The organism is Pseudoruegeria sp. HB172150 (assembly GCF_013184805.1).
Lineage (GTDB): Bacteria > Pseudomonadota > Alphaproteobacteria > Rhodobacterales > Rhodobacteraceae > Psychromarinibacter.
Genome location: NZ_JAATNG010000004.1, coordinates 31,176 through 55,685 on the forward strand (window position 1 = coordinate 31,176; position 24,510 = coordinate 55,685).

Consider the following 24,510-nt stretch of genomic DNA (forward strand, 5'->3'; position numbering starts at 1 on the left):
GCCCGATGCGGAGCGGCCATCAGGCACAGCTGCAGGACGGCCGGCAGGGCCGCTCCGCCGAGACCGGACCGCCGGGCTTCAGGAAACGCTACTCCAGCGTGGCCCGCTTCGTGCAGATGACGATCGACATCAGCCGGTCCGAGAAGGCTTACTTCGACGTCTTTTTCGAGGAGACAATCAAGAAAGGAACGCTTCCCTTCACGATCCCCGATCCGACCACGGACGGCTGGCCGATCGGGACCGCCGACGGGACGCCTATTGTGACCGCCGACGGAACGCCCATCGTTCTCTCCACTACCTGGCTCTGCCTCTTTGCCGACATGCCCGCCGAGACGATCCCCGGCGGCAACCGCTTCCGCTACGCCTTCACGCTGGCGGTCATGCCATGAGAGTGCTCTCGCTCAATGCCAGGGCCGCGCGGGACGCGCAGAGCACCGACGAGGTCGAGGTGATGCTGTTCTCCTTCGACCATGACAATCTCGACGCACCTCTGCGCGTCTCGACCGATCCGACCGAGCGGATCAGCACCGAGCCCCTGCTCTACGGCACCCGTTCGAGCTGGCTCGGGGCCGATCCCGAGACCGAACCGTATCTCTTCACCGTCGCATCGGCCGGCCTGCCAGACGACACGGAGGAGGGTGGCGGCACGATCGAGCTGATCCTGTCGAACCTGTCGGTGGAGATCGCCAAAACCCTCCGCAGCTTCACCGACCGCGCGACGGTGGACATCGCCGTCGTGCTGGCTTCGTCGCCCGACGAGATCGAGGACGAACTGCGGGGGCTGAAGCTCATCGAAAGCTCCGGCGACGCCTCTGACTACCGCCTCGTGATCACCCGCGATCCGGTCGAAGAAGAGAGCGTCCCGACGGACAGTTTCAGCAAGGCGCGGTTTCCTGGAATGTACGCATGAACTGGTCCGCCCGATATCTGGGCCTGCCCCGGTCCGAGCTGCATTGTTGGGGACTGGTTTGCCGCGTCTACCAGGCCGAGCTGGGTATCGGGCTGCCGCACTACGACGGCTCGGGCGCCAGCGAGGAAGAGCGGGCCGAGGTCGAGGCGCTGGTCCGGCATGAGGAAACCGGCGGGGTGTGGGAACCGATCGCCGGGGCGTCGGAGGTCCGGCCGTTCGATGTGCTCGTGTTCCGGCGCGGCCGGTCCCGCAGTCATATCGGCCTCGCAGTGGATCCCCGGCACATGCTGCACATGGACGGCCAGGCGCAGATTGCCCGGCTGACGGACCCGTCCTGGAAGCACCGTTTGAAGGGTGTTTACCGCCATGTTGAATGCGCGGGAGCGGACCGGTGACCGGCGCGCTGATCCCCGTCACCGGTGCTCCGGTCTTCGACCCCGGCGCTGCCCGGAGAACCGCGACCATTACCGAAGAGACCACCCTGGCGGAGGCGGTCCGGCTGGTGTTCCCGTTCCTGCCCGAAGACCACTGGGACGAGGTGCGAGTGGCGCTGGTCACGTCGAAAGGCGTCATGCCCATCGATCGCAGGCTCTGGCACCGCGTCCGCCCGAATGCCGGCGTTCATGTGGTGATCCGCCTCCGGCCCGGAGATCCCGGCACCCTGACGGCGCTCCTTTCCGTCTTCGCCCAGGCGGCCAGCACCCTTGCCCAGACCTGGGCGGCGGCCATCGTGCCCACGGCCGGCGCCCTGCAAGGTGTGGTCGCCGGCCTGATCACGGCGGGCCTGACCCTCGCGGTCAGTCTGCTGATCAGCTCCCTGATCGGGCGGCCATCGCCCGATGAGGCCGAGGAGAGGCGGCGACCGACCTACCAGATCAGCGGCTGGCGCAATGAGCTCCGCCCTGGCCGGCCGGTGCCTCTCGTGTTCGGGCGGCATCGCTATGCGCCGCCCTTTGCCGCGCCGTCCTATACCGAGATCGTCGGCAACGATCAGTACATCCGGGCCTTGTTCACCTGCGGCTATGGCCGGCTCGACATCTCCGACATCCGGATCGGCGATACGCCGATTACCGATTTCGACGAGGTCGAGGTGGAGATCCGCGAGGGCCGGAGCAGCGACGATCCGGTGACCCTCTATCCGCACCAGGTGATCGAGCGGCCCGAGAACGTCGAGCTCGTCCGTCCGTACCCACGCGACGACGCCGGCAATGCACAGACGGAAGAGGCGACGATCGCAACACCGGTGATCCGCTGGTCGGCTTCGGATGCCCAACGCGCGTCCATCATCTTCTCGTTTCCGCAGGGGCTCTACTCTGTCAGTGACGACGGCGATGTTGAAAGCTCAAACGTTAGCGTGCGCATCCGCCAGCGGGCCGAGGGGGCCTCGACCTGGACCACCGTCAAGACGCTGAACTTCAGGAACCGCAAGCGCGAGCAGCACTACCGGCAATACACCTGGACGCTTCCGTCCCGTGGCCGCTGGGAAATCGAGATCACACGGATGACCGACGAGGAGCTGTCGACGCGGGTCAGCAACCGGGTGTTCTTTGCGGCGCTGCAGTCGCACCGTCCCGAGTATCCGCTGAACATCGACAAGCCGCTGGCCCTCATCGCGCTGCGTATCAAGGCGACCTACCAGCTCTCTGGCACCCTTGAGACCGTGAACTGCGTCGCGCAGCGCTACGGCCCGGTCTGGGACGGAGACAGCTGGTCCACGGGCCTGACCCGCAATCCCGCAAGTGCCTACCGCACTGCGCTTCAGTCGGACGCCAACCCCTTCTCGGAAGCCAACAGCGCCCTCGACCTCGACGAGATCGCGGACTGGTACGAGTTCTGCGACGACAAGGGCCTGAAATACGACCGGGTCCACGACTACGATGAGACCCTGGGCGAGATGCTGCCTCGGATCTGCTCGGCCGGCCGCGCGTCGCGCCGGCATGACGGCCTGAAATGGGGTGTGATCATTGACCGGCCGCAGTCGCTGGTCGTGGATCATATCAGCCCGCGCAACTCCTCGGGCGTCACCTGGCGGCGACCGTATTTCGATCCGCCGCATGCCTTCCGCGTGGCATTTGCCGACGAGACCAACGATTACGAGCCGGCGGAGCGCCTCGTGCGCTGGCCGGGCTATGACGGCGACATCACCGTGACCGAGGCGCTGGACCTCCCCGGCAAGACCGATCCGGACGAGGTCTGGACCGAGGCGCGCCGCCGCCAACTCGAGATCCTGCTACGGCCCGACGACTTCACCGCGAGCCAGGACGGGCGCGCGCTGGTGGCGACCCGTGGCGACCTCCTGATGGCGTCGATCGATCTTTTGTCGGATGTGCAGAAGGCCGGCCGGGTCCTGAAGGTTACCGGCACCCTCGTCGAGATCGACGAAGAGGTCGAGATGGAGGCCGGCACCGATTACGCGATCCGGTTCCGGGTGTTCGCCGACGCGGAGGACACAATCGGAACTTCGGAGGTGCGGCAGGTCGAGACAGTGGCCGGGACAACGACCCTGCTCAATGTCCTGGTCGACGGCACGCTGCCGGCGGTGGGCGACCTGATCCAGTTCGGGCTGCTCAGCTCCGACAGTCTGGCGGTGACCGTCACCGGAACCGAAAGCGGTGACGGCGGCAACACGATCCTACGGATGAAGGCCGCCGCGCCCGAGATCGACGATCTGATCGATGCGGAGGTGCCGCCGGTCTGGTCCAGCCGCGTCGGCTCGGAAGCGGATGTGCCGGACCTGCTGCCGGGCGTGCCGAAACTGACGGGCGTCCTTCACGGCCTCTCCGGTACCGGGGATCCCGACGGGCTCGAGATCCTGTTCGCCGCAACGAAGGGCGACGCGCCGACGACCGATATTCGGGTGGAGCATCGCCTCGAGGGAGCCGGTGCCTATACCACGTTCGACGTCCCGGCGGCGGACGGCGGGGCGGCGCTCGACGGCTACAACGCCGGCGATAGCGTCCAGATCCGGCTGGTCGGCCTGAGTGCCATCGCGCTCGAGAGCGATCCGTCGACGGCCGTGACGGTCGAGATCGGCGCCGATGACCCGGACACGCCCGGTGCTCTCAATGAGCGCTCTATCATCGTCACCGGCGGGCTCGGGCGTGCGTCGATCACCTTCGCGACCGGATCGGACGAGGCGCTGGACCGGGTGCAGATCTATCGCGTGCCCACGGGCGAAACCCTCGACAAGGAAGAGCACGCGGTCGGCAGCCCGGTCACCGTCACGACGGGCACGACGCTGACTTACGTCGACGGCGACGGCACGCGGTCCAACCTGCTGGGAAATGGCGCATTCGACGACGCGTCCGTCTGGTCTGCGGATGCGAACTGGACACTCGCTGCCGGTGAGGCGAGCCACACACCGGGCGCAGCCGACACGATCCTGCAACCGCTGAGCCTGGCGGAGAGCACCGTCTATCGCGGCCAGGTGACCGTGTCCGGTCTGACCGCCGGCGATCTCACCCCGACCCTGTTCGGCGGCACCGACCAGAGCGGCGATCCGATCTCGGCCGACGGCACCATAGGGATCGAGCTCGGCGCCGTCAGCGGCAACACGGACTTCGGGTTCGCGGCGAGCAGTGACTGCGACGCCTCCATCGACGACGTGATCCTGTTCCAGGTGACGCCATCCTGCGTCCCGGCGGGCGAGTACACCTACTACCTCGAACCTCAGAACAGCCTGGGCGCAGCCGGGCCGACAACCAGCGGCGACACCGCGACAGTGATCTAGGAGAAACATCATGGCCGGCGGCTCAATTCCCAGCTTACTTCTGCCCCTGAAGACCACCCTGGACGAGATCATCGGTAACGCCGACGATGACGCGGCCCGGCAGTCATTCGACAATCACGCGGCTCAGCTCGCGGCCACCGGGGCCATCAAGGACACCCTGGACGCCTACGGGGTGACAATCGACGACGCCCTCGCTGCCTTCGAAGAGACAGTCGCGAATTCGACCGCCTACGGCGTGATCCTGAAGGCGACCTGGAGCGATCTGTTGGCCCTCTCGGGCACCCTGGATGGTCAGCAGGCCGAGGTCGATGCGGGCGACACGGGCACGCATTCGGCTGCGACCGCAAGCGGGTACAATGGCGACAGCGTGAGCAATGCCGGGCAGTATTCGTGGAACGCATCCTGGTCGCGCTGGGAGCGGATCGGGTCTTCGGTGCGCAGCCAGGTCGCAGACGCCCTTGCCAACATCTTCTACGCACTGAGCGAGCCGACGGCGCCAGGCATCTTGTGGGCGGAAGTCGATGCCGTCGGGAAACTCCTGAATGCCCTGTTCAGCGACGGCACCTGGCAGCATCGGCATCGGGCCGGGTCGATCAAATCCACCGAACTCCTGGATGGTGCCGGCGTGCCGCAAGCCGGTGTAATGTCTACTGCCTCTCTCGTTGCCGCCTGGCTCGACGCGCAGGGAAAGCGCCTTCTGGGCGTCAGCCAGCAAGGCAAGGTCTTCGGCCCGGCCGTCACGCCCCTCGCGGACGAGGCCTTTGCCCGGCGCCGGAGCGCTCCCGATTATGCGCGCGGCGAGCTGCTTCGCTTCAAAACAGTCACGGTATCCACGGCCGAGACCGGCGAAAACGAATACGCGTCCGGATATGACGGGGATGCCGACGCGGTTGAGGGCTGTTTCCAGCGGATGCCCGATCTTCCCGTCGCCCATTTCAGCTTCACCAATCCATTGGCGGAGACGGTGGAGTTTCGTCGCGCCCTGCTCGACTTCGACGGAAACAACTACCAGGGCGAATGGGATCCCAGCGGCGGGGATGTTGACGTGCCTGGCGAAGCTTACCGGATCAAGGTCGGCTGGTGGTGGCAGGTATCGGTCGCAGATGGAGACTTCGCCGAGGGCGACCGGGTCGTGTTCGTGGGGGCCAGCTGTTCCTCGACCGCTTTCGATACAGCCGATCAGTGCTTCATCTTCCCCGATGGAACGGTCGTCGGCAATGATCGGGGCACGGTGGTATTCCGTGTCGTGCCAGCCGCCGGATCCCGGTTCTACCGTGGCGAATGGGATCCGGCGAGCGCCGCCTATCCGGCCGATGACAACCTGGCCGAAGGCGACAGCTACATCGTCAGTGCCGCCGGCACCTATGACAGTGTGACCTACGCCTATGGCGATTACCTCGTGAAGACTGAGGACGGCTGGGAACAACAGGCACAGCGCCCGATCATCGAAGTGGCGGCCGCCGGCACCTCCGAGTTCACCTGCCGCTCCGGCTCCCTGCGGGAATGGGAGCTCCGCAAGCAGACCAATTCCAATATTGCCGACTACCTTGACCTCGATGCGGACTGGATGGAGCCCCTGACGGCCCGCGTTCACGAGGTCGACGGGAAGCGCAATATCTGGCTGCATCGCGCGGATGGGTCGGTCGACAAGCTGTCGGCCGTCAACGAGGGCAACAGCTATGCGCCTTATTTCGAGGGGCCGGTGTTGCACTTCAAATCCGACCGCGACGGTGCGGATCGGTCCTATCAGGTCGCGACCGAGCGCGTTCCCGGCAAGTTCGGCATTCCCGGCATCGTCCATCCCGAGCGTTCCGACAAGCTCATGGTGATGGGCGACAGCTATGGCCTGCGCTGGGGACCTCCGTTCATCGACCAGGTCGAGTACGACGATCTGATCAACAACCGGGTGGTGAACCGGGAGGGGATCGTCGTCGCGCACGGCTCGTTGGACGAGCACTACCAGGCCAGCATGGCGACCATGCACGGCGAAGGTGCCAACAGCGGATATCTGTCCGGCATTCTCTGCTACGTGCTGGACTGGGCAAACGGGCGGGCAGAAGAGCGGGCCGCGATCCTGCGCGTTCTGGGCGCCATCCAGTCCAGAACGCCGCGTCTTCTGGTGGTGGGGAACACGACCAGCCGCAACGTGTCCTGGACCGGCTCGGCGATGGAGCTGACGGTAGCGTCCCAGTTCCTCAACGATGCGGATCGCGTGGCCGAGGAAATCGCCCTGGAAGAGATGCTAGGCGGCGATTTCTTCGAAGGCGGCACCTATGCCAACATGCGGAAGTGGTACAACTCGACCCGAAGCCCTCGGTTCGATCCGACCGACTGGGATCCCGTGCTTCAAATGAGCATCGGCGATCTTTCCGAAACCTATGGCACCTGGGGGCTCTGGACCATCGTCGGCTATGACGCGGACAACTATGCGGACCTTCGCGCGAACATCAACGAGGCCAACTTCCAGGGCTACGTGGATGACGCGGCCGATCGGGTCAGCACGACGGACTGGCACTATTATGTCGGAACGGGGGATGGCGACCTCACGGAAGCCACGACCTACTACTACAAGGACGGCGTCTACAACAGCATCGCCAATGGCGACGGCGTGCATATGCCCTACGCGGACGGCGTCGTCGTGACCGGCCCCGATGACGACACCGCCGATATGAACAACCTCATGGCCTATGACGTGGTGACAGAGCTCTCTGCACGCGGCTGGCTGGACCTCTGAAGGAGACCCCCGATGACAGTTCAACTAACCTATACAAACGTGTCCCTGCCTGACGGTGTCGGGCAAACGTTCCACGCGGCGGACGGAGCATTGGCGGAAGGGTCGATGTTCCTGGTCGACTTTTCGAACCCGAATTGTCTGCCCGAAGGCTCCCTGTCCGTTGTCGGTGCCGTCAACATGGCAGCGGATCTCCTGGTGGCGCTCGTGGGGGATGATAACGCAACACTCGAGTTCATCGGTGACCCCGATCTGACTGCCCTGAGCGCAGGCATGGGGACCTACAAGACGTCATCCGATGGAAGTACCGACCGACACCGGGTGGATTTTAGCGACGAGACCAAGGCGTACATCACAGCGAGTGAACCGGATATGGTGCTGACGCTCTGGGTCAGATACGACCCCGACGTTGCTGTCTCCCATCAACTATTTTCCTTTGGAGATGCAGATACAAATCCCGCACCCTTCCGGTTCGGCTGGGATGCTGACGGGCATCCGTATTACGGTCCTTCGGAGCCTCTGCCAGTCGGAATATTCACGGAAGACGCCACAGGTCTGGCGCAGATCGGCATGAGCCGGAATGAGGTGTTCTTCAACGGCCGAAAGCTCTGCAACACGACGACTGACTACCGCCAGCACTATGACGATTTTGTTGCCAACCTTGATGACGGCGGCGGTATCGGCACCTTCATTACCTATTTCTTCTCTGGTGCAGTGGCTGCGGACAGCATGATCTTCTACCGGATGATGCTTGAAAACTACACCGCGTCGGGAAGAACGGCCCTCGACGCTGTGCAGGCCGACTATACCTATGTGATGGAGAATGCGGGGTTCGTGGAGACGGCCTGACCACCCCGTTCAACCGCCGTTTAAGGCCCGCTAAAACGAAAATCGTTTGCTGAAACTTTAAATGGCAAACACTGAAAAAATCGTTGGCGAGCTACAACAGTAGCCGGGGATAGCCCACAACTTATTGCAGTTATCCACCAAATAGTGCTTTACAGTGCGAATCGCCTGCCCTTACCATATCTCGTATGGACGGTGACCGCAGAACGCCGTTCCTAGAGCAGGCACCTAGTTCTGGGGCACTCGCACGATCCCAGAACGACAATCAGAGAGGCCGGGGCATGTCACTTGCAGAGCAATTTCACACGGAAGAACTACACCCGATCGACATCGTGGAGCACATCGCCGAGCACCACGACTGGGATTTCGACCGTGTCGCCGACGACCAGATCGCGATGGCTGTCGAGGGGCAGTGGCGCACCTACTCGATCACCCTCGCATGGTCGGCCTTCGACGAGACCCTGCGGCTCATCTGCACCTTCGAGATGGAGCCGCCGGAAGACAAACTGCCGGGAATCTACGACGTCCTGAACCGCGCCAACGACATGTGCTGGTCCGGGGCGTTCACCTACTGGAACGAACAGCGGCTGATGGTCTACCGCTACGGACTGGTGCTGGCCGGCGGCCAGATGGCCGGTCCGGAGCAGATCGACCGGCTGATCGCCGCCGCCGTCACCTCGGCGGAACGGTTCTACCCTGCATTCCAGCTGGTCGCCTGGGGCGACCAGTCGGCCGAAGAGTCGATGCAGGTCGCAATGGCAGAAGCATACGGGCGCGCCTGAACCGGGGCGAATACCGGTTTAACATCTATCGAACAGGCTCTAGTGTCGGCCCCCGTGTAACCACGGGGGCCTTCTCATGTTCGACGACATTTCCGCGCGCGGTCTGGTGCTTCTGGGCTGCGGCAAGATGGGCTCGGCGATGCTGGCCGGCTGGCTGGAACGCGGGCTGGCGCCCGATGCTGTCTGGGTGATCGACCCGAAGCCGTCGGACTGGCTGAAGGCGCGGGGCGTGCACCTGAACGAGACGCCTCCGGAGAGCCCGGCGGTGATCCTGATAGCAGTTAAGCCGCAGATGATGGGCGAGGCGCTGCCGGATATCGCGGATTACGGCAACGGCTCGACGCTGTTCGTGTCGATCGCGGCGGGGACGACGATAGACTTCTTCGAAGACATGCTGGGCGCGGCCTCGCCGATCGTGCGGGCGATGCCGAACACGCCGGCGGCGGTGGGCCGGGGGATCACCGCGATCGTGGGCAATGGACGCGTGGCGCCGGCGCAGCTGGACCAGGCGGAGGCGCTGCTGGCCGCAGTGGGCCAGGTGCTGCGGGTGGAGGACGAGGCGCAGATGGATGCGGTGACGGCGGTGTCCGGTTCGGGACCGGCCTATGTGTTCCACCTGATCGAGACGATGGCGGCGGCGGGCGTGGCCGAGGGGCTGCCGGAGGATCTGGCGATGCGGCTGGCCAAGGCGACCGTCGCCGGGGCCGGGGCGCTGGCGGAGGCGGCGGAGGAGGATCCGGCGCAGCTGCGGGTAAATGTGACCTCGCCGGGCGGGACGACGGCGGCGGCGCTGGGCGTTCTGATGGAGGAAGAGACTGGGTTTCCGGGGCTTCTGAAGCGGGCGGTGAAGGCGGCGGCGGACCGGTCGCGGGAGCTGGCGGAATAGGCGTCCGCATGCGGACGCTTGGCAAGGCATTGGAATGGCGGCAATAAACTGTAAATGCCGCAGTAAGGATCGGGGACGGGCATGGCTGAGATCGGTTTCGACGACTTCCTGAAGGTGGACGTGCGCGTGGGCGTCGTGGTGCGGGCGGAGCCGTTTCCGGAGGCGCGCAAGCCCGCCATCAAGCTCTGGGTCGATTACGGGCCGGAGATCGGCGAGAAGAAATCCTCGGCGCAGATCACCGTGCATTACGAGCCCGAAGAACTGATCGGCCGCCGCGTGCTGGGCGTGGTGAACTTCCCGCCGCGCCAGATCGGGCCGTTCATGTCCGAGGCGCTTGTTCTGGGCGTTCCGGACGAGGACGGCGCGGTTGTGCTGATCAAGCCGGACCTCGACGTGCCGGTCGGCGGGCGGTGGTTCTGAGGCGCGCTTCCGCGCAAGCTTGTTGTCCCTTGTGGTGACGCGACGCGCCGAAAGAACGCCAGCAGGTCAGGCTGATGCATCCCCCATCGCCTTTCGCCAGTGGCGGCGGCACAGGGAGACATAGGTTTCGTTGCCGCCGATCTGCACCTGAGCGCCATCGCGCAGCGCCTTGCCGTCGGGGCCGTTGCGCACCACCATCGTCGCCTTCTTGCCGCAGTGGCAGATCGTGCGCACCTCGCGCATCTCGTCGGCCAGCGCCAGCAGCGCGGCGGAGCCTGGGAACAGCTCGCCGCGGAAATCGACGCGCAGCCCGTAGCACATGACCGGCACCTTCAGGTCGTCGACGGCGCGGGCCAGCTGCCAGACCTGGTTCTTGGACAGGAACTGCGCCTCGTCCACGAAGACGCAGGCGATGGCATCTGCCACAAGTCGCTGTTCGATCTTCGCGTAGAGGTCGTCGCTTTCGTCGAAGGTGTCCGCCTCTTCGCCGATGCCGATGCGGCTGGCGATGCGGCCCTCTCCGGCACGGCGGTCGAAGCGGGCGGTCAGCAGGTAGGTCCGCATGCCGCGTTCGCGGTAGTTGTGCGACGCTTGCAGCAGGATCGTCGATTTGCCCGCGTTCATCGTCGAATAGTGGAAGTAAAGCTTGGCCATGCCCGGCTTTTGCCCCGTGGACCCAGGGGGATCAAGCGCGGTTGTACCTGCGGCGCGATCGCGGTTTGATGCGGGCATGGTGCGGGAGGAGGAACCGGCATGATCGCGGGCGGCATCGAGTATATCGAGGCGGGCGAGGGGCCTGCCGTACTGTTCCTTCACGGGATCGGCGGCGAGGCGGAGGCCTATGCGCATCTGCTCGGTGAATTTTCAGGGTATCGCGGCGTGGCCTGGAACATGCCCGGTTACGGAGAGAGCGAACGGGGTGCGTGGCCGCCGAGTTTCGCCTCTCTCTCGCTGTCGCTCGCCGGGTTCGTTGGTGCAATGGGAGAAGAGCGCGTGCACCTCGTGGGGCATTCGGTCGGCGGCATGCTGGCGCTGGAGCACGCGGTGCGGCGACCGGAGCAGGTGGCGTCTCTGACCCTGATCGGGACCGCGCCGGCCTTTGGTGGTAAGGATGACAGCTTCAAGCGCGCCTTCCTTGAGGTGATGCTGGCGCCGCTGGAAACCGGGGGCGGCATGGTCGGCCTGGGCGAGATGACGGCGCCGGGGATGTGCGCGGAAACCGCCGATCCGGCGGTGGTGGCCGAGGTCGCAAAGGCGATCTCGCGCGTGCCGGAGGACAGCTGGCGGGGCATCCTCGACTGTCTCGTCACCTTCGACCGGCGCGGGGATCTGGAGGGGCTGGACCTGCCGGTCTGTGTGATCTCGGGCTCGGAGGACCGCAATGCGCCGGCACGGACGATGGAGCGCATGGCCGGGAAAATCCCGCGCGCCGAATATCACGCGCTGGAGGGCGTCGGCCACATGATCGCGCAAGAGGCGCCGGCGCAGGTGACGGAGATCTTGCAGGCGTTCCTGACACGGCAGATCAGATGATGCGCTCGACGAACCAGAAGGCGCCGACGGCCGCGATGACCAGCGAGGCAGGCACGGCGATGCGCGCGCGGTACCAGGGTTTCCTGCCGAACCAGTAGCCGACCGTCAGCCAGGCTACCGCGATGACGGTAAGCTGGCCGATCTCTACCCCGATATTGAAGCCGATCAGGCGGGCGAGGAAATGGCTCTGCCCGCCGCCGAGCGCGCCGAGTACGCTGGCGAAGCCGAGGCCGTGGAGCAGGCCGAAGGTGAAGACCACGGCGGAGCGGAGCGCGCCGAGCTGCGGGCGCAGCACGTTTTCCAGCGCCACGAAGACGATGGAGGCGGCGATCAGCGGTTCGACGACGCTGGCGGGGATGCTGACGATGCCAAGCGCGGCGAGGGCCAGCGTGACGGTATGGGCGACCGTGAAGGCGGTGATCTGGACCAGCAGCGGGCGCATGTGGAGCGAGAAGAAGAACAGGCCGAGGACAAAGAGGATGTGATCGAGGCCCTTGGGGATGATGTGCTGGAAGCCCTGAACGATGAAGCGGCTGAAAACCTGCAGGGCGGTTTCTGTGGCGGTGCCGGTGCGCGGCAGCGGGATCGAGACATCGCCGTTTTCCAGCAGCGCGGAATAGGCATCCGGTCCGCCCTCTCTCTGGCGGACGACAAGCGGGCCGTTCTGCGCCTCCCAGCCGACCGTGACAGGCGTATCGTCGGGCGGCAGGTCGGCGGCGATCAGCAGGCGGCTGTCGCGCGGCAGGCCGAGGTCGCCGGGTTCGGGGATTTCGAGGCGCCGGATCTCTGGTGTCAGGGGCGTGTCGCCGGCTTGAAGCAGGAAGGTCTCGCGGATCTCGGGCCAGGCGGTGCGGAAGGCCTCGTCGAGGGCCGGCGCATCGAGTGCGCGGAGGGTGTCATAGCTTTCGGCCTCGGGCGCATTGTCGGTGTTGTCCAGACCCTGCAGGTCGATGCCGGCGATCAGGGGTTCCAGGGTGAGGACGAGAAATACCTGCAGGCGGTCTTGTTCCACCAGCACATCGGAGATGGCGGGGCGGATTTCATGTGCCCGCCCGGCCTGAGCAAAGAGGCAGAGCACGGTTGACAGGAGCACGCAAAGCGCCAGCTTGAAACGCGGTTTCCGATGGGTCTGTTGCATGCGTCTCTTCACTGTCCTGCTTATCTGTCTTTGTCCGGCGCTGCCTGTCGCGGCGCATGAGTTCTGGATCTCTCCGGAAGAATACACGCTGGCGCCGGGCGAAAGTTTCAAAGCAGAGATCCGGGTCGGGCAGGATTTCAAGGGGCCGGGCTATCCCTATATTCCACAGAACTTCGCGCGCTTCGAGCTGTGGACGCAGGACGGCGTGGTGCCGGTGGAGGGACGGCTGGGCGATATGCCGGCGCTGCAGATGGCCGCGCCGGGCGAGGGGCTGGTGACCGTGGCGCACCAGACGAAGGACTACCTGCTGACCTATCAGGACTGGGAGACCTTCGAGGAATTCGTCACCGACAAGGATCTTGGGCCGGTTTTGGTGCGGCACCTGGAGCGTGGGTTTAGCCGGGACCTGGTACGGGAACGGTACAGCCGGTACGGAAAAAGCCTCGTCGCCGTGGGGAACGGAGCGGGCGAGGACCGCGAGGTCGGGCTGCTGACCGAGATCGTGGCGCTGGCCAATCCATATACGGACGACCTGTCGGGCGGGATGCCTGTGCGGGTGCTGTACGACGGTGCGCCGCGCGCGGATGTGCAGGTGGAGCTATTCGCGAAGACCGTGGACGGCACGGTCACGGAGACGAAGCACAGGACGGATGCAGAGGGTGTCGCCGTGCTGCCGGTTGCGCCGGGGGTCGAATACCTGGTGAACGCGGTGGTGATGCGCGAAGTCGTCCCGGAGGGTGAAGACGGGCCGCCATGGGAATCGCTCTGGGCATCGCTCACGTTCCGGGTGCCGGTGGAATAGAGGCATCAGGCCGGCCGGTACGTGCGGTTGGGTACGGTGCCGGCATGTTTGGCCCGACCGACGGAAATGAATCTTGCATCTGCCCGGTGAAGCGGGCGCCCCGGTACAGGGCGCCCGCCGCTGGATCAGTTCAGATATTGGTCGAAATGCGCCAGTGTCCGCTCCCAGGCGAGAGTTGCCGCCTCTTCGTCGTGGCGGGGCGTCGTGTCGTTGTGGAAGCCGTGGTTCACGTCTTCGTAGATATGGGCCGTATACGTCTTGCCATGTTCCTGCAGCGCGGCCTCGAATTCGGGCCAGCCGGCGTTGATGCGTTCGTCGAGTTCTGCGTAGTGGAGCAGTAGCGCCGCCTGGATCATCGGCACGTCGGCAATGTCGGGCTGACGGCCGTAGAACGGGACAGAGCAGGCCATGTCGGCATAGGCGACGGCCAGCGCGTTGCAGACGCCGCCGCCGTAGCAGAAGCCGACCGCGCCGACCTTGCCGGTGCTCAGCTCGTGGCCCTGCAGGTACTCGAACCCGGCGAAGAAATCGGCCATCAGCTTGGCGCCGTCGATCTGGCTTTGCATTTCGCGGCCTTCTTCATCCGTGCCGGGATAGCCGCCGAGGGGCGACAGGCCGTCGGGGCCTAGTGCGAGGTATCCGGCCTTGGCGACGCGGCGGACGACATCTTCGATATAGGGGTTCAGGCCGCGATTCTCGTGGACCACCAGCACGGCGCCAACAGGTTCTGTCGTGCCGGCGGGCATGGCGAGCAGGCCGCTGATCTCTCCGTTGCCGTTTGGGCTGTTGTAGGTGATGCGCTGCGTTTCGATGTCCGGGTCATCCGGCGCGACCTGCTGCGCCCAGGCGTAATTCGGCTGCAGGCTTTCGAGGATTGCGGCGGCCGTCACGCCGGCGGCCGCGTATTTGGTGGCATGGGCGAGGAAGTCGCGTTTGGACATCGCGCCGTGGACGTAACCGTCGAACAGCTCGAGCAGGCGCGGATCGAAATCGGAGGCACTCTTGCGGGCACTGGTATCGGGCATCTCTCACTCCCTGTGGGTTGATTGTCGCAGCCGAAGGGTACGGTTGCGGTGGAGATGCGCCAAAGATTCTCGACCGGTGCAGGTTTCTGGTCCTGCCTGTTGGCTGGGGAATATCCGCTCTGAGTCAAACGGTTAGGCCTGCGCGATGCCAGTTTCACTTGTGCGTTATGCCGCCGTGAAGAGCGTGGGCCGCGCGAGAAGACGCGTCATGCTTCGCTGCGCCGCAGCAAAACTGCCTTGCAATTGCGCCGAATCTGGCGCCTTCCTAAGCGTCAGGAGGTGCGGAATGGCTGGACATGTTCTGACCGTGGCGCAGCAGAAGGGAGGGTCGGGCAAGACCACGCTTGCGATCCACCTGGCGGTGCGCTTTGCAGAGACTGGCAAGAGCGTTGCGATCCTCGACACAGATCCACAGGGCAGTCTGGGGCGCTGGTTCATGGCGCGGCGCGAACGGACCGACGGGGCGCCGGGGCTGGAGTTCGGCACCGCCAGCGCCTGGGGCGTGTCCTACGAGTGTGAGAAGCTGTCGCGCGAGCATGATCTTGTGATCATCGACACACCACCAAAGATCGACGCCGACCTGCGTCCGGCGCTGCGCGAGGCGGATCTTGTGCTGATTCCGGTCGCCACCAGCCAGATGGACCTGTGGGCGACAGAAAGCGTGCAGGAACTTGCCCGGCGCGAAGGACGGCCCTGTCTGGTGGTGATGAACCGGGTGCCGCCACGGGCGCGGCTGACCGGTACGATCATCGCGGATATCGAGGCGGCAGGGATGGAGCGCGCCGGATCGGTGCTGGGCAACCGGGTCGCCTATGCCGAAGCACTTGGGCGGGGGCAGGCGGCCGGAGAGCTGAAGCGCACGGGCCCTGCGGCGCAGGAGGTCGCGGCGCTGGCGGACGAGATCGCGGCGCTGCTCGACTGACGGCGGATCAGAGAGCGGTGTTAACCGTTCCAGACCTCACGGCCGAAAACCTGCTTGTCGAGATAGTTCATTCCGTCGCGCACCTCGCCGGCGATCGCCTTGGTGACCGGATCGAGTTGCATCACGAAGGCCGTCGCTTGTTCCAGGATATTGCCTTCCTGCATCTGGCTAAGCCGGGCGTTGTACCCGCCGGGTCCGATCTGGGCTACGACGGCGATGCGGATGATGACTGCGAGATAGACGAAGAAGATCAGATGCCAGGTCGGCATCCAGCGGCGGTTGGAGCGGACTCGCGCAACCTCCATACCGTCGTGATTGAAGCTGACAACCACCGTCGAACCGGGAACGCTTCCGGCGACCCGGTGCCTGAGCCCCGCAATACCATTCCAAATCCGCCGCATACACGCCTCCGCGAATGTGTCCGAACATTGCTGAGTGTAGGGGGTTTTATGGCATCAGTAAGGCGCTTGCGCAGGGAAAACTTGGCCGTTGGATCAAATGCTTGCCCAGTCAGTGAACCGGAACTTGACCGGAATCGGGCGCGGTCTTTGGGTCGGTTTTTTCGTGGCCGGGGCGCGGCGTGACATCGAATGGCTCCTCTCGTTCAACAGTCTTGGGGTGTGAACGGGGATAGCGCCGGTCTGGTTCAATAATTTCCGAAACTTCTTGCGTCAGGGGCCGAAATGATGCCGCGCGACAACAGGTGTGCCGTCCGGGGCACGGGTGACGATGAAAAGATCTCCGTAGTCGAGAGGGGCCGGATCGGGCGCGCCCAGATCTTGCCAGATTGACGCAAGATTGCCTTTATTCCCGACCCAGACGATGGCCCTGCCGGCGCCGGCGGACATCAATACAGGGGCCGGACGCTCGCCCGGAATGCGCTGGACGGTCAGGTTGCGGGCGGCGGCGAGGGGGGCCGCGGTGTCGAGGTTGCGCCGAATCCCCGGAGCGTAGATCGCGTCTATCGGTATGGCATCGAGCGCGGCAACCAGAGCTTCGGCGCGCGCCTGTCCGCGAGCATTGAGGTGGTCGCCGGTGCGGTCGGCATGGCGCAGGATGATAAGTGTGGTGCCGGGCGGCATCGCGACCGGGGCGTCCGCGCGGACCGGGAGCGCCGCGAAGGCTGCGCACAGCGTCAGAAAGCGGCGGCGGTCGATCATCTGGCAGGTCCCCCGGCAAGCCGGTGGAGCTTAGCCATCGCGGGAACCCCGGTCCAGCACGCCATGCGGGCGATCGGCCGGTATGGCGTGCCGGGAAATCAGATCATTGCCCAGTCGGGGAAATGAACCGGTTTCGGGCGCGGCCTTGGCGAAGGCTTCGGGCCGGGCTGGTTTGGTTGTCGGGGCACGATTCGTGGTCCTGTCACTGCTCCCCGCTCTGCGGCGGGCGCGCGCATTTAGGACCGGATATCGGAGCCGTCAATCGGCTGTTTTTCACAGCTGCGCGACAGGGCGCCGAGGGGCGGCCCGGCAGGGCCGCCCGGTTCGTTCACTAGCCGGATCAGGCCAGGGCGATGTTGGTCGCGCTCTGGCGGCCGTCACGGCCGGATTCGAGGTCGTAGGTGACCTTCTGGTTGTCTGCGAGGCCGGTCAGGCCGGCGCGCTCGACGGCGGAGATGTGGACGAAGACGTCCTTGCCGCCCGTGTCGGGCGCGATGAAGCCGAAGCCTTTGGTCGTGTTGAACCACTTCACGGTGCCGGTAGCCATGTGAGTGTCTCCTGTTTTTTGCGTTGCTGCCCGCGGAATGCGGCAGCCTGGCGGGTCGATCCGATCGATAGAACTGACAGCCGGGTAACGGAGACAGTGGTCGATAAAGAATAACGGTCGCGGGCGGGCGTATGTCTGAAAAACGGGCATTTTGCAAGAAAATTCGGGTAAGTTTTCCCGTTGCACGAGTCCTGGGCAGTGCCGTGGCGTCATATTCGAATTTATGGGGATTCATGGCGGAGTGCCCAAAAAACGCCTGATTTGAACGGAATCAAGACCGTGTATTCCTGGGAAACAATGGGGTGACGACGCTATGACTGATTGGTTTCACGAACCGGATCCGAAAGATCCGCACAATCACTGGAAGTCCTGGAAGCTCGAGCGCGACAGCAAGAAAATCCACGTAAACAACTACTTGTCGGCTCTGGTCCTCGCACTTGCCGCGGTGGTTGTGGTGATGCACCAAGGGGTGATCTGAGGCTTCCGCGCTCTCGCGACGGTACGAGCCTGACGGGCGGGTCCTGCGACCCGCCTTTTCTTTTTCTCTGGACGCGATTCGATTCGTGGCGGGTGGAAGGCCGGGGTCGAATCGTGGCGAAACCGCGGCATGGGCCCTGGAGAGCGCCGGTACGAGCGTTTGCAGTACGAGCGCGCGCGGAAGACGCCCCGCCCGAATTTCTTTCCGATGTAACGAAGCCCGGATATCTTCCGGCCCGTGCGGGTGCGATCCGCGGGGGCTGGGCTCCTGCGCCACAGGGAAGGAACCCGAAGGACATGAGCCATTTCGTCAGGATAAGCGAGGAATCGGCGGCGCCGGAGGACAGCGCGCCGGCGCCGGAGAAGGTGATCGCGGGCGATCCGCGGCACCGGACATGGAACATTGAGGAGCGCGGCGGGCTTTACGCCGGGATCTGGGAATCGACGCCGGGGACCTGGGCGATCTCCTACGACGAATGGGAATATTGCCGGATTCTCTCGGGCCGATCCGTCATCACCGAGGAGGGCGGCGCGGCGGAAGAGGTCGGGGCGGGCGACAGCTTCATCCTCCGGCCCGGGTTCCGCGGGACCTGGGAAGTCGTGGAGACGACGCGGAAGGAATACGTGATCCTGCTATGAATGACCGTCATGGTTGCGTGACGGACGAATGGCGGGCAGACTTCCTACCCAAAGCCGATCCAATGCCGACCGGGGGGAGCGGACATCATGAGGCGCCTCGCACTACTTCTTTGCTTCGCTCTGACGGCCTGCGGTCATGTCGATTATGACGCGCTGGAGGTGGGGCGGTTCAAGGGGACGCTGTTCGTCATGTGGGTCGGCGAGGGCAGCGATGCGGCCGGGGACGGCCGGTTCGTCTTTGTGCCGCTGCCCAACGATCCGCTGACCTTCGAGCGCAATGCGCCGGGTGCCAGCGTGCAAACGATACGGCCGCAGATCATGTACACCGATGGCGGGTCGGTTCCGCGTATCGCGCAGCCGCTGAAGGGGCTGTCGCCCTGGGGCTATGCGCCCGGCTACATGGTGCATGACTGGCTGTTCGTGGCCAAGCACTGCAACACTGACGGCATCGCGAACGCGGCGGAGCGCGAGGTCGCGCGGATGACGTTCCAGGAAAGCGCCGAAGTGCTGGGCGAGGCGATCAAGACGCTGATCGCGGAGCGTCGCGTGGATGCCAACGATGTCGCGCCGATGTCGATCTCGAACGCGGTGGCGGGCCCGATCTCCCGCTCGCTCTGGGTTCGCGAGGGCGCATGCCGCGATCCGCGCGTGTCAGAGGCGCATATGCGGCAGATCCGCAATGCGCTGGGGCAGTACAACAGCAGCCCGGCAGCCGGGCTGCGCTCGCTCGCCGCGCCGCCGACCGGGGCGGTCGCCGGGATCGTCAGCGTGGTGCGGTTCGACTAGGGGCCGGCCCGCCGGAGCGGTGCCGTTCGCCGAAACCGTTTCAATCCCCCGATTTGCGCTCTAGCCTGCCCGAAACGAGGGGAGGGACGCGGAATGCACGTAATTATGACGGGGATCGTGATGGGTCTGGCCGGGACGGCGGCGATGGACCTGTGGGCGATCCTGCTGGCGCGGGTCGCCGGGCAGCCAAAGCCGAACTGGGCGATGCCGGGCCGCTGGCTGGGCCATGTGTTCCGCGGAAAGCTGTTCCACGACGATATCGCCACCGCCGAGCCGGTGGCCGGAGAGCTGCGGCTGGGCTGGGCGCTGCATTACGGGGTGGGCGTGCTCTATGGCTTGGTCTTCGCCGTGGCGGCGGGCCCGGACTGGCTCGCCGCACCGAGTTTTCTGCCGGTCTGGCTCTACTCGCTGGCGACCATCGCGGCGGGCTGGTTCCTGCTGCAGCCGGGGATGGGTCTGGGCTGGGCCGCCGCGAAGACGCCGAACCCCTGGAAGGTGCGCGGCATGGGGCTGGTGGCGCATACGGTGTTCGGGCTGGGGATGTGGGTGGGGGCGGTTTTGGTGGGATAAAGTAGGTTTGGTCGATTCCGGTTGCTCTCTCGAGGCAAAGATACCTACTCCATGGCTAAGAATGGGGAAGGCAAAAGGAGGAATCGAACAGTCAGCAGGCTCGACGAGGAGATGGAAAAAGGGTAAAGACAGGGCCATCGTTTTATTGTTGTTGCGTCACTTTTTGCAATCTCCTCCGCTTCTCAAAATTCTATTATGGGAGGCTTGTCCGATCCGTTGAATTTCCACTAAGATCGAGCATTACTATCTTCGACCTCAATGCTCTTCCCGTCTTGCTTAATCCTACCCAAAACGTACCCTGAGATTCCACCGATCAAAGCAGCCAAGGCTTCATTTTGTATTTTATTTGCCAGCCCAAGAATAAGAATTGTTACTGTCAAAACAAAAACTGTAACTAACTCTAAGAATATTGGATACGATCTAGATTTATTTAGATACTCGTTTTCATCTTTTGCGGAGGATAATCTTATTATGGAGTACATGACAGAAGTCAATATTACAGCAAACACTAATAGAGTTGCAATAATCGTGTAAACCATTTCCCGGGGAATAGTCTCGCGGGCGCTAATCTGCGCCTGTAAAATTGCGTCATCTCTGCGTTTTCGCACTTCGGTGAGATCAGATTGCATCCGTGCACTGTCGGTTTCCAATTCCTTCGATAATGTGTCAAGATCCGCGATTGCTGCATTGAGAAATGCCAATTCTTCCTCAGCAGTTTCATTTCCCTCAGCCCATGAGATAAGCGCGGCAACTTCTTCTTTACATTCAGATATCAAATCAGAAGGAAATTCAAATAAATTTCTGGATAGATCCAAGCAAAAACTGGAGCGACTTGGGCCAATCTCAAATGTTAAGTCCTGATAATCGTAAAAAGATGGGTATCCATTTGAAATTTTATTGTAAAGATCGGGATCTTGTATGTAAAGATTCTCAAACTCTGAACCGAGATTATATATAGAAACGCTGTATCTATTTCTTCCAACTGTTCGAAGAAAGTCGTTAAAGGGAGCTAGCTGCTCTCTTGTTCTAATTGCATCCAAAGAGAAAGATTTTGCCATTTCAAGATCAAAATCTTTATCAAAAATGTATTCTGTTGCTTCTTGCAAGTCCTCCTTGGCCCTACGGATCAATCGATCTACAAGAATCTTTTTTGCCGAGATGTCAGCGGAGCGCGCTCTCAATGCGGTGGCTTGTTCGTCGAGTATCTCAATCGCTCCTGAAACGGTGAGGCCAACAAACGAAGAGGCTTCACTTTCTTCGGATGTCTGTGCATTTAAATTAGTTGCAAAAATACAAAGGCTTAGAAGCGCGAAACATACCGATCGAGACACCGTAATTTACTCCGGGATTTTGATAAAAGCGTTTCACGTAGTATTTTAAATGAAAGTAATATATGGTTACGAATCAAAAGTCTAGATAATATTTTAACCCTGAACGCATAGACATTCTGAGAATTCAATTAAGATTAGAAAAGAATTTCCTAATCTCACCTCTTAAACTTCTTATACTTGATCCGCTTCGGCTCCACCGCATCCGGGCCCAGACGGCGCTTCTTGTCTTCCTCGTAATCCTCGAAGTTGCCCTCGAACCATTCGACGTGGGCCTCGCCCTCGAAGGCGAGGATGTGGGTGCAGATGCGATCGAGGAAGAAGCGGTCGTGCGAGATGACGACGGCGCAGCCGGCGAAATCCACCAGCGCGTCTTCCAGGGCCCGGAGCGTCTCTACGTCCAAATCGTTGGTCGGTTCGTCGAGCAGCAGCACGTTGCCGCCGGATTTCAGCAGGCGCGCCATGTGGACACGGTTGCGTTCACCGCCCGACAGCAGGCCGACCTTCTTCTGCTGGTCGCCACCCTTGAAGTTGAAGGCGCCGCAATAGGCGCGGGAGTTCACCTCGGCGTCGCCCAAAGCGATGATATCCTGCCCGTCGGAGATCGCCTGCCACACGGTGTCATCGGGGTTCAGCGCGTCGCGGGACTGGTCGACATAGGACAGCTTGACCGTGTCGCCGAAGTCGATGCTGCCCGCGTCGGGTTGTTCCTGGCCGGTGAGCATGCGGAACAGCGTGGTCTTGCCGGCGCCGTTGGGGCCGATTACGCCGACGATGCCGCCGGGGGGCAGCGAGAAGTCGAGGTCCTCGACGAGGAGCTTGTCGCCCATTGCCTTTTTCAGCCCTTCGACCTCGATCACCTTGGCGCCGAGGCGGGGGCCCGAGGGGATGACGATCTGGGCGCGGGTGATCTTCTCGCGCTCTGACTCGCTGGCCATCTCGTTGTAGCGGTCGATCCGCGCCTTCTGCTTGGACTGGCGGGCCTTGGCGCCCTGGCGGATCCATTCGAGTTCGCGGGTCAGCGTTTTCTGCTTGGCCTTGTCCTCGCGTGCTTCCTGTTCGAGGCGCTTGGCCTTCTGTTCCAGCCAGGCGGAATAGTTGCCCTCGTAGGGAATGCCGCGGCCGCGGTCCAACTCGAGGATCCAGCCGGTGATGTCGTCAAGGAAGTAGCGGTCGTGGGTGACGATCAGGCAGGTGCCCTTGTAGTCGATCAGGTGCTGCTGCAGCCAGGCGATGGTTTCGGCGTCGAGGTGGTTGGTCGGTTCGTCGAGGAGCAGCATGTCGGGCGCCTCAAGCAACAGCTTGCACAGCGCGACGCGGCGCTTTTCGCCGCCCGAGAGGCTGTCGACGGAGGCGTCGTCGGGCGGACAGCGCAGAGCTTCCATGGCGATGTCGATCTGGGCGTCGAGATCCCAGAGGTTCTGGCTGTCGATCTCGTCCTGAAGCTGCGCCATCTCGTCGGCGGTCTCGTCGGAATAGTTCATCGCCAGCTCGTTGAAGCGGTCAAGCTTGGCCTTTTTCGCGGCGACGCCCTCCATCACGTTGCCGCGCACGTCGAGAGCGGGATCAAGCTCCGGCTCCTGCGGCAGGTAGCCGACCTTGGCGCCTTCGGCGGCCCAGGCCTCGCCCGAGAAATCCTTGTCGAGGCCAGCCATGATCTTGAGCAGCGTCGACTTACCGGCGCCGTTGACGCCCACGACGCCGATCTTGACGCCCGGCAGGAAGGAAAGGCGGATGTTCTCGAAGGTCTTCTTGCCGCCCGGATAGGTCTTGGAGACACCATCCATGTGATAGACGTACTGGTAGCTGGCCATGCGATTCCTCGTCCTTTCCGTGTGTGCCCCCATCTAGGTGAGGCAAACGGAAAGGGCAATCGGGGGCGCGGTCAGCGGGCGCGGGGCGGCCAGCGGATGGGGTCGTATTCAGCGTTGGGTTCAAAGGGCGCGTGGATTTCGCCTTTGGCGTCGACCGTCCACCAGCCGATCACTGCGGCCATAGGATAGTTGGTAGGGTCCGCGCCCTGACCGAGGCGATAGATATAACCGCCGGGGAACCTGGCGGCCTCCTTCAGCTCTCCCTCAGTCGGGTGAGACGGCAGGGCCGGCGGCCCGGGGCGGCGGCGGACGGTGTCGAGCAGGCGTTTCATCGGCGGGCCTCGGGCGCTTCGTTTCGTGAGTCCTAGTCGGTCGAAGTTAAGGCCGGGTTCAAGTGAAATCGCTGTGAGCAGCCGTAGGATGGGCGGAAAAGTGCTGTGGCGTTTCCGGCCCGGCGTTCAGGTGCCGCTGGCGCGTGACATGGCTGTTGCAGGGGCCGGCATGGCCGCAATGCGCATAAAGCGGCCAGGCGGCATGCCGACATGGCGGCTGAAGGCGGTGCTGAAGGTGCTGGCAGAGCCGTAGCCGACCCGCCGCGCGACATCGTCCAGCGCGATGCTTCCGGCGCGCAGCAGGTCCTTCGCCACGGCCATCCGCCATGTCAGCAGGTATTCCATTGGCCTGAGGCCGACCGTGCGCAAAAACCGGTCGAAGAAGGCAGAGCGCGACATACCCGCCTCGCGCGCGAGGCTCTCGACCGTCCAGGACCGTTCCGTGTCGGCGTGTACTTGGCGCAGGGCGACCGCAATCCGTGGATCGGCGAGGCCGCGCAGCAAACCCTGTTCTGCCGCCTTGCCGGGAACCGAGCGGAGTGCCTCGATCAGCAGGATCTCGACCAGGCGCGCCAGGATCAGATCGCGCCCCACGTTTTCGGCGGCGGCTTCCTCCCCCACCATGCGCACCAGCCGGGTCAGGCGCGCCACGCCGCGGATATGGATCATCCGGGGCAGAAGCGACACGAGCAGGTCTGCGTCGGGCGACTCGAACAGGAAGTAGCCGCCGAACTGGCGGAGGTCGGGCGGACCGTCGCGGCGGCCGTAGCGGACCTCTTCATTCGTGGCCGACGCAACCGCGGAATCGATGAGTTGCGGTTGCGCCGGCTCGAAACCGGACATGGTGAAAGCGGGTGTCGCCGGCAGCAGGACGAAATCGCCGGCCTCAAGCACGACCGGTGCCTCGCCATCGACCGCGAGTCGGCAGCTTCCCTCGGTCACCGCGCAGAACCCCGGCTGGCCGAACTCGGTATAGCGCACCGCCCAACGGCCTGCGCCGCTGATGCCCTTGGAGAACACCGCGCGCGGACGCAGGAGCTGGATGACCTGTGACAGGGGGTCGGGTAATCTGGACTGTTGCAAACTAATTCCGGACTTCGCGTTGATGATAGTCCTGATACTGGCAGGTATC

Annotated in this window: 26 protein-coding genes; 16 read left to right on the top strand and 10 right to left on the bottom strand. The window is 63.6% G+C overall.

Annotated elements, in window-relative coordinates; all coding sequences use genetic code 11:
- The first annotated feature begins 5 nt into the window (after positions 1-5).
- From HCO70_RS16950 to HCO70_RS16990, 9 genes are all read left to right on the top strand, one after another.
- Complete coding sequence (locus HCO70_RS16950) at positions 6-389, top strand: hypothetical protein (protein ID WP_253913351.1); 384 nt, start codon at positions 6-8, stop codon at positions 387-389.
- Positions 386-910: a hypothetical protein gene (locus HCO70_RS16955; RefSeq protein WP_172298365.1), complete on the top strand. Its 525-nt coding sequence runs from the start codon at positions 386-388 to the stop codon at positions 908-910. Before HCO70_RS16950 ends, HCO70_RS16955 begins: the two co-directional genes overlap by 4 nt.
- Complete coding sequence (locus HCO70_RS16960) at positions 907-1,305, top strand: NlpC/P60 family protein (protein ID WP_172298367.1); 399 nt, start codon at positions 907-909, stop codon at positions 1,303-1,305. The genes HCO70_RS16955 and HCO70_RS16960 overlap by 4 nt, the downstream gene beginning before the upstream one ends.
- The gene (locus HCO70_RS16965) at positions 1,302-4,640 is read left to right on the top strand and encodes a phage tail protein (protein ID WP_172298369.1); all 3,339 of its coding nucleotides are present in this window, start codon (positions 1,302-1,304) and stop codon (positions 4,638-4,640) included. Before HCO70_RS16960 ends, HCO70_RS16965 begins: the two co-directional genes overlap by 4 nt.
- Before the next feature lie 10 nt (positions 4,641-4,650).
- Positions 4,651-7,374, top strand: a complete 2,724-nt coding sequence (locus HCO70_RS16970; RefSeq protein ID WP_172298371.1) for a hypothetical protein — start codon at positions 4,651-4,653, stop codon at positions 7,372-7,374.
- Between the two features lie 105 nt (positions 7,375-7,479).
- Positions 7,480-8,220, top strand: a complete 741-nt coding sequence (locus tag HCO70_RS16975) for a hypothetical protein (RefSeq protein ID WP_172298373.1) — start codon at positions 7,480-7,482, stop codon at positions 8,218-8,220.
- Positions 8,221-8,498: 278 nt separating this feature from the next.
- A complete protein-coding gene (locus HCO70_RS16980) occupies positions 8,499-8,999 on the top strand; it encodes a YbjN domain-containing protein (protein ID WP_172298375.1) in 501 nt (166 codons plus the stop codon).
- A gap of 76 nt (positions 9,000-9,075) precedes the next feature.
- Positions 9,076-9,885, top strand: a complete 810-nt coding sequence (gene proC, locus HCO70_RS16985) for a pyrroline-5-carboxylate reductase (protein ID WP_172298377.1) — start codon at positions 9,076-9,078, stop codon at positions 9,883-9,885.
- 81 nt (positions 9,886-9,966) lie between these two features.
- Positions 9,967-10,305 carry a tRNA-binding protein gene (locus HCO70_RS16990; protein ID WP_172298379.1) on the top strand — a complete coding sequence of 113 codons (339 nt, stop codon included), beginning with the start codon at positions 9,967-9,969 and terminating at the stop codon, positions 10,303-10,305.
- A gap of 66 nt (positions 10,306-10,371) precedes the next feature.
- On the opposite strand, the gene HCO70_RS16995 is transcribed toward HCO70_RS16990, so the two are convergent.
- The gene (locus HCO70_RS16995) at positions 10,372-10,959 is read right to left on the bottom strand and encodes a thymidine kinase (RefSeq protein WP_172298381.1); all 588 of its coding nucleotides are present in this window, start codon (positions 10,957-10,959) and stop codon (positions 10,372-10,374) included.
- A gap of 99 nt (positions 10,960-11,058) precedes the next feature.
- On the opposite strand from HCO70_RS16995, the gene HCO70_RS17000 reads away from it, so the two are divergent.
- On the top strand, positions 11,059-11,838 hold the full coding sequence (locus tag HCO70_RS17000; RefSeq protein ID WP_172298383.1) for an alpha/beta fold hydrolase: 780 nt from the start codon (positions 11,059-11,061) through the stop codon (positions 11,836-11,838).
- Here HCO70_RS17000 and HCO70_RS17005 read toward each other — a convergent pair.
- The gene (locus HCO70_RS17005) at positions 11,831-12,976 is read right to left on the bottom strand and encodes a HupE/UreJ family protein (protein ID WP_172298385.1); all 1,146 of its coding nucleotides are present in this window, start codon (positions 12,974-12,976) and stop codon (positions 11,831-11,833) included. The two genes, HCO70_RS17000 and HCO70_RS17005, sit on opposite strands and share 8 nt — an antisense overlap.
- Here HCO70_RS17005 and HCO70_RS17010 point away from each other — a divergent pair.
- Complete coding sequence (locus tag HCO70_RS17010) at positions 12,975-13,778, top strand: DUF4198 domain-containing protein (protein WP_172298387.1); 804 nt, start codon at positions 12,975-12,977, stop codon at positions 13,776-13,778. The two genes, HCO70_RS17005 and HCO70_RS17010, sit on opposite strands and share 2 nt — an antisense overlap.
- A 125-nt stretch (positions 13,779-13,903) precedes the next feature.
- Here the strand turns inward: HCO70_RS17010 and yghX are convergent, their stop codons facing one another.
- The gene (gene yghX, locus HCO70_RS17015) at positions 13,904-14,803 is read right to left on the bottom strand and encodes a YghX family hydrolase (protein WP_172298389.1); all 900 of its coding nucleotides are present in this window, start codon (positions 14,801-14,803) and stop codon (positions 13,904-13,906) included.
- 286 nt (positions 14,804-15,089) lie between these two features.
- Between yghX and parA the strand changes: the two genes are divergently transcribed.
- A complete protein-coding gene (gene parA / locus HCO70_RS17020) occupies positions 15,090-15,725 on the top strand; it encodes a ParA family partition ATPase (RefSeq protein WP_172298391.1) in 636 nt (211 codons plus the stop codon).
- A gap of 20 nt (positions 15,726-15,745) precedes the next feature.
- On the opposite strand, the gene HCO70_RS17025 is transcribed toward parA, so the two are convergent.
- From HCO70_RS17025 to HCO70_RS17035, 3 genes are all read right to left on the bottom strand, one after another.
- Positions 15,746-16,126, bottom strand: coding sequence for a hypothetical protein (locus HCO70_RS17025; protein ID WP_172298393.1), 381 nt, complete (start codon positions 16,124-16,126; stop codon positions 15,746-15,748).
- A gap of 270 nt (positions 16,127-16,396) precedes the next feature.
- Positions 16,397-16,885, bottom strand: a complete 489-nt coding sequence (locus tag HCO70_RS17030) for a histidine phosphatase family protein (protein ID WP_172298395.1) — start codon at positions 16,883-16,885, stop codon at positions 16,397-16,399.
- A 340-nt stretch (positions 16,886-17,225) separates the two neighbouring features.
- Entirely contained in the window at positions 17,226-17,432 is a 207-nt protein-coding gene (locus HCO70_RS17035; RefSeq protein ID WP_172298397.1) for a cold-shock protein, read from the bottom strand.
- A 313-nt stretch (positions 17,433-17,745) separates the two neighbouring features.
- Between HCO70_RS17035 and HCO70_RS17040 the strand changes: the two genes are divergently transcribed.
- From HCO70_RS17040 to HCO70_RS17055, 4 genes are all read left to right on the top strand, one after another.
- A complete protein-coding gene (locus HCO70_RS17040; RefSeq protein ID WP_172298399.1) occupies positions 17,746-17,910 on the top strand; it encodes a hypothetical protein in 165 nt (54 codons plus the stop codon).
- Positions 17,911-18,206: 296 nt separating this feature from the next.
- Complete coding sequence (locus HCO70_RS17045; protein WP_172298401.1) at positions 18,207-18,548, top strand: cupin domain-containing protein; 342 nt, start codon at positions 18,207-18,209, stop codon at positions 18,546-18,548.
- Positions 18,549-18,635: 87 nt separating this feature from the next.
- Positions 18,636-19,334: a hypothetical protein gene (locus HCO70_RS17050; RefSeq protein ID WP_172298403.1), complete on the top strand. Its 699-nt coding sequence runs from the start codon at positions 18,636-18,638 to the stop codon at positions 19,332-19,334.
- Between the two features lie 93 nt (positions 19,335-19,427).
- Positions 19,428-19,904 carry a DUF2938 domain-containing protein gene (locus tag HCO70_RS17055; protein WP_172298405.1) on the top strand — a complete coding sequence of 159 codons (477 nt, stop codon included), beginning with the start codon at positions 19,428-19,430 and terminating at the stop codon, positions 19,902-19,904.
- 227 nt (positions 19,905-20,131) lie between these two features.
- On the opposite strand, the gene HCO70_RS17060 is transcribed toward HCO70_RS17055, so the two are convergent.
- From HCO70_RS17060 to HCO70_RS17075, 4 genes are all read right to left on the bottom strand, one after another.
- Positions 20,132-21,235: a hypothetical protein gene (locus HCO70_RS17060; RefSeq protein WP_172298407.1), complete on the bottom strand. Its 1,104-nt coding sequence runs from the start codon at positions 21,233-21,235 to the stop codon at positions 20,132-20,134.
- Between the two features lie 155 nt (positions 21,236-21,390).
- Entirely contained in the window at positions 21,391-23,046 is a 1,656-nt protein-coding gene (ettA, locus tag HCO70_RS17065) for an energy-dependent translational throttle protein EttA (RefSeq protein WP_172298409.1), read from the bottom strand.
- 71 nt (positions 23,047-23,117) lie between these two features.
- The gene (locus HCO70_RS17070; RefSeq protein ID WP_172298411.1) at positions 23,118-23,378 is read right to left on the bottom strand and encodes a hypothetical protein; all 261 of its coding nucleotides are present in this window, start codon (positions 23,376-23,378) and stop codon (positions 23,118-23,120) included.
- Positions 23,379-23,504: 126 nt separating this feature from the next.
- Positions 23,505-24,461 carry an AraC family transcriptional regulator gene (locus tag HCO70_RS17075; RefSeq protein WP_172298413.1) on the bottom strand — a complete coding sequence of 319 codons (957 nt, stop codon included), beginning with the start codon at positions 24,459-24,461 and terminating at the stop codon, positions 23,505-23,507.
- Positions 24,462-24,510 lie beyond the last annotated feature (49 nt).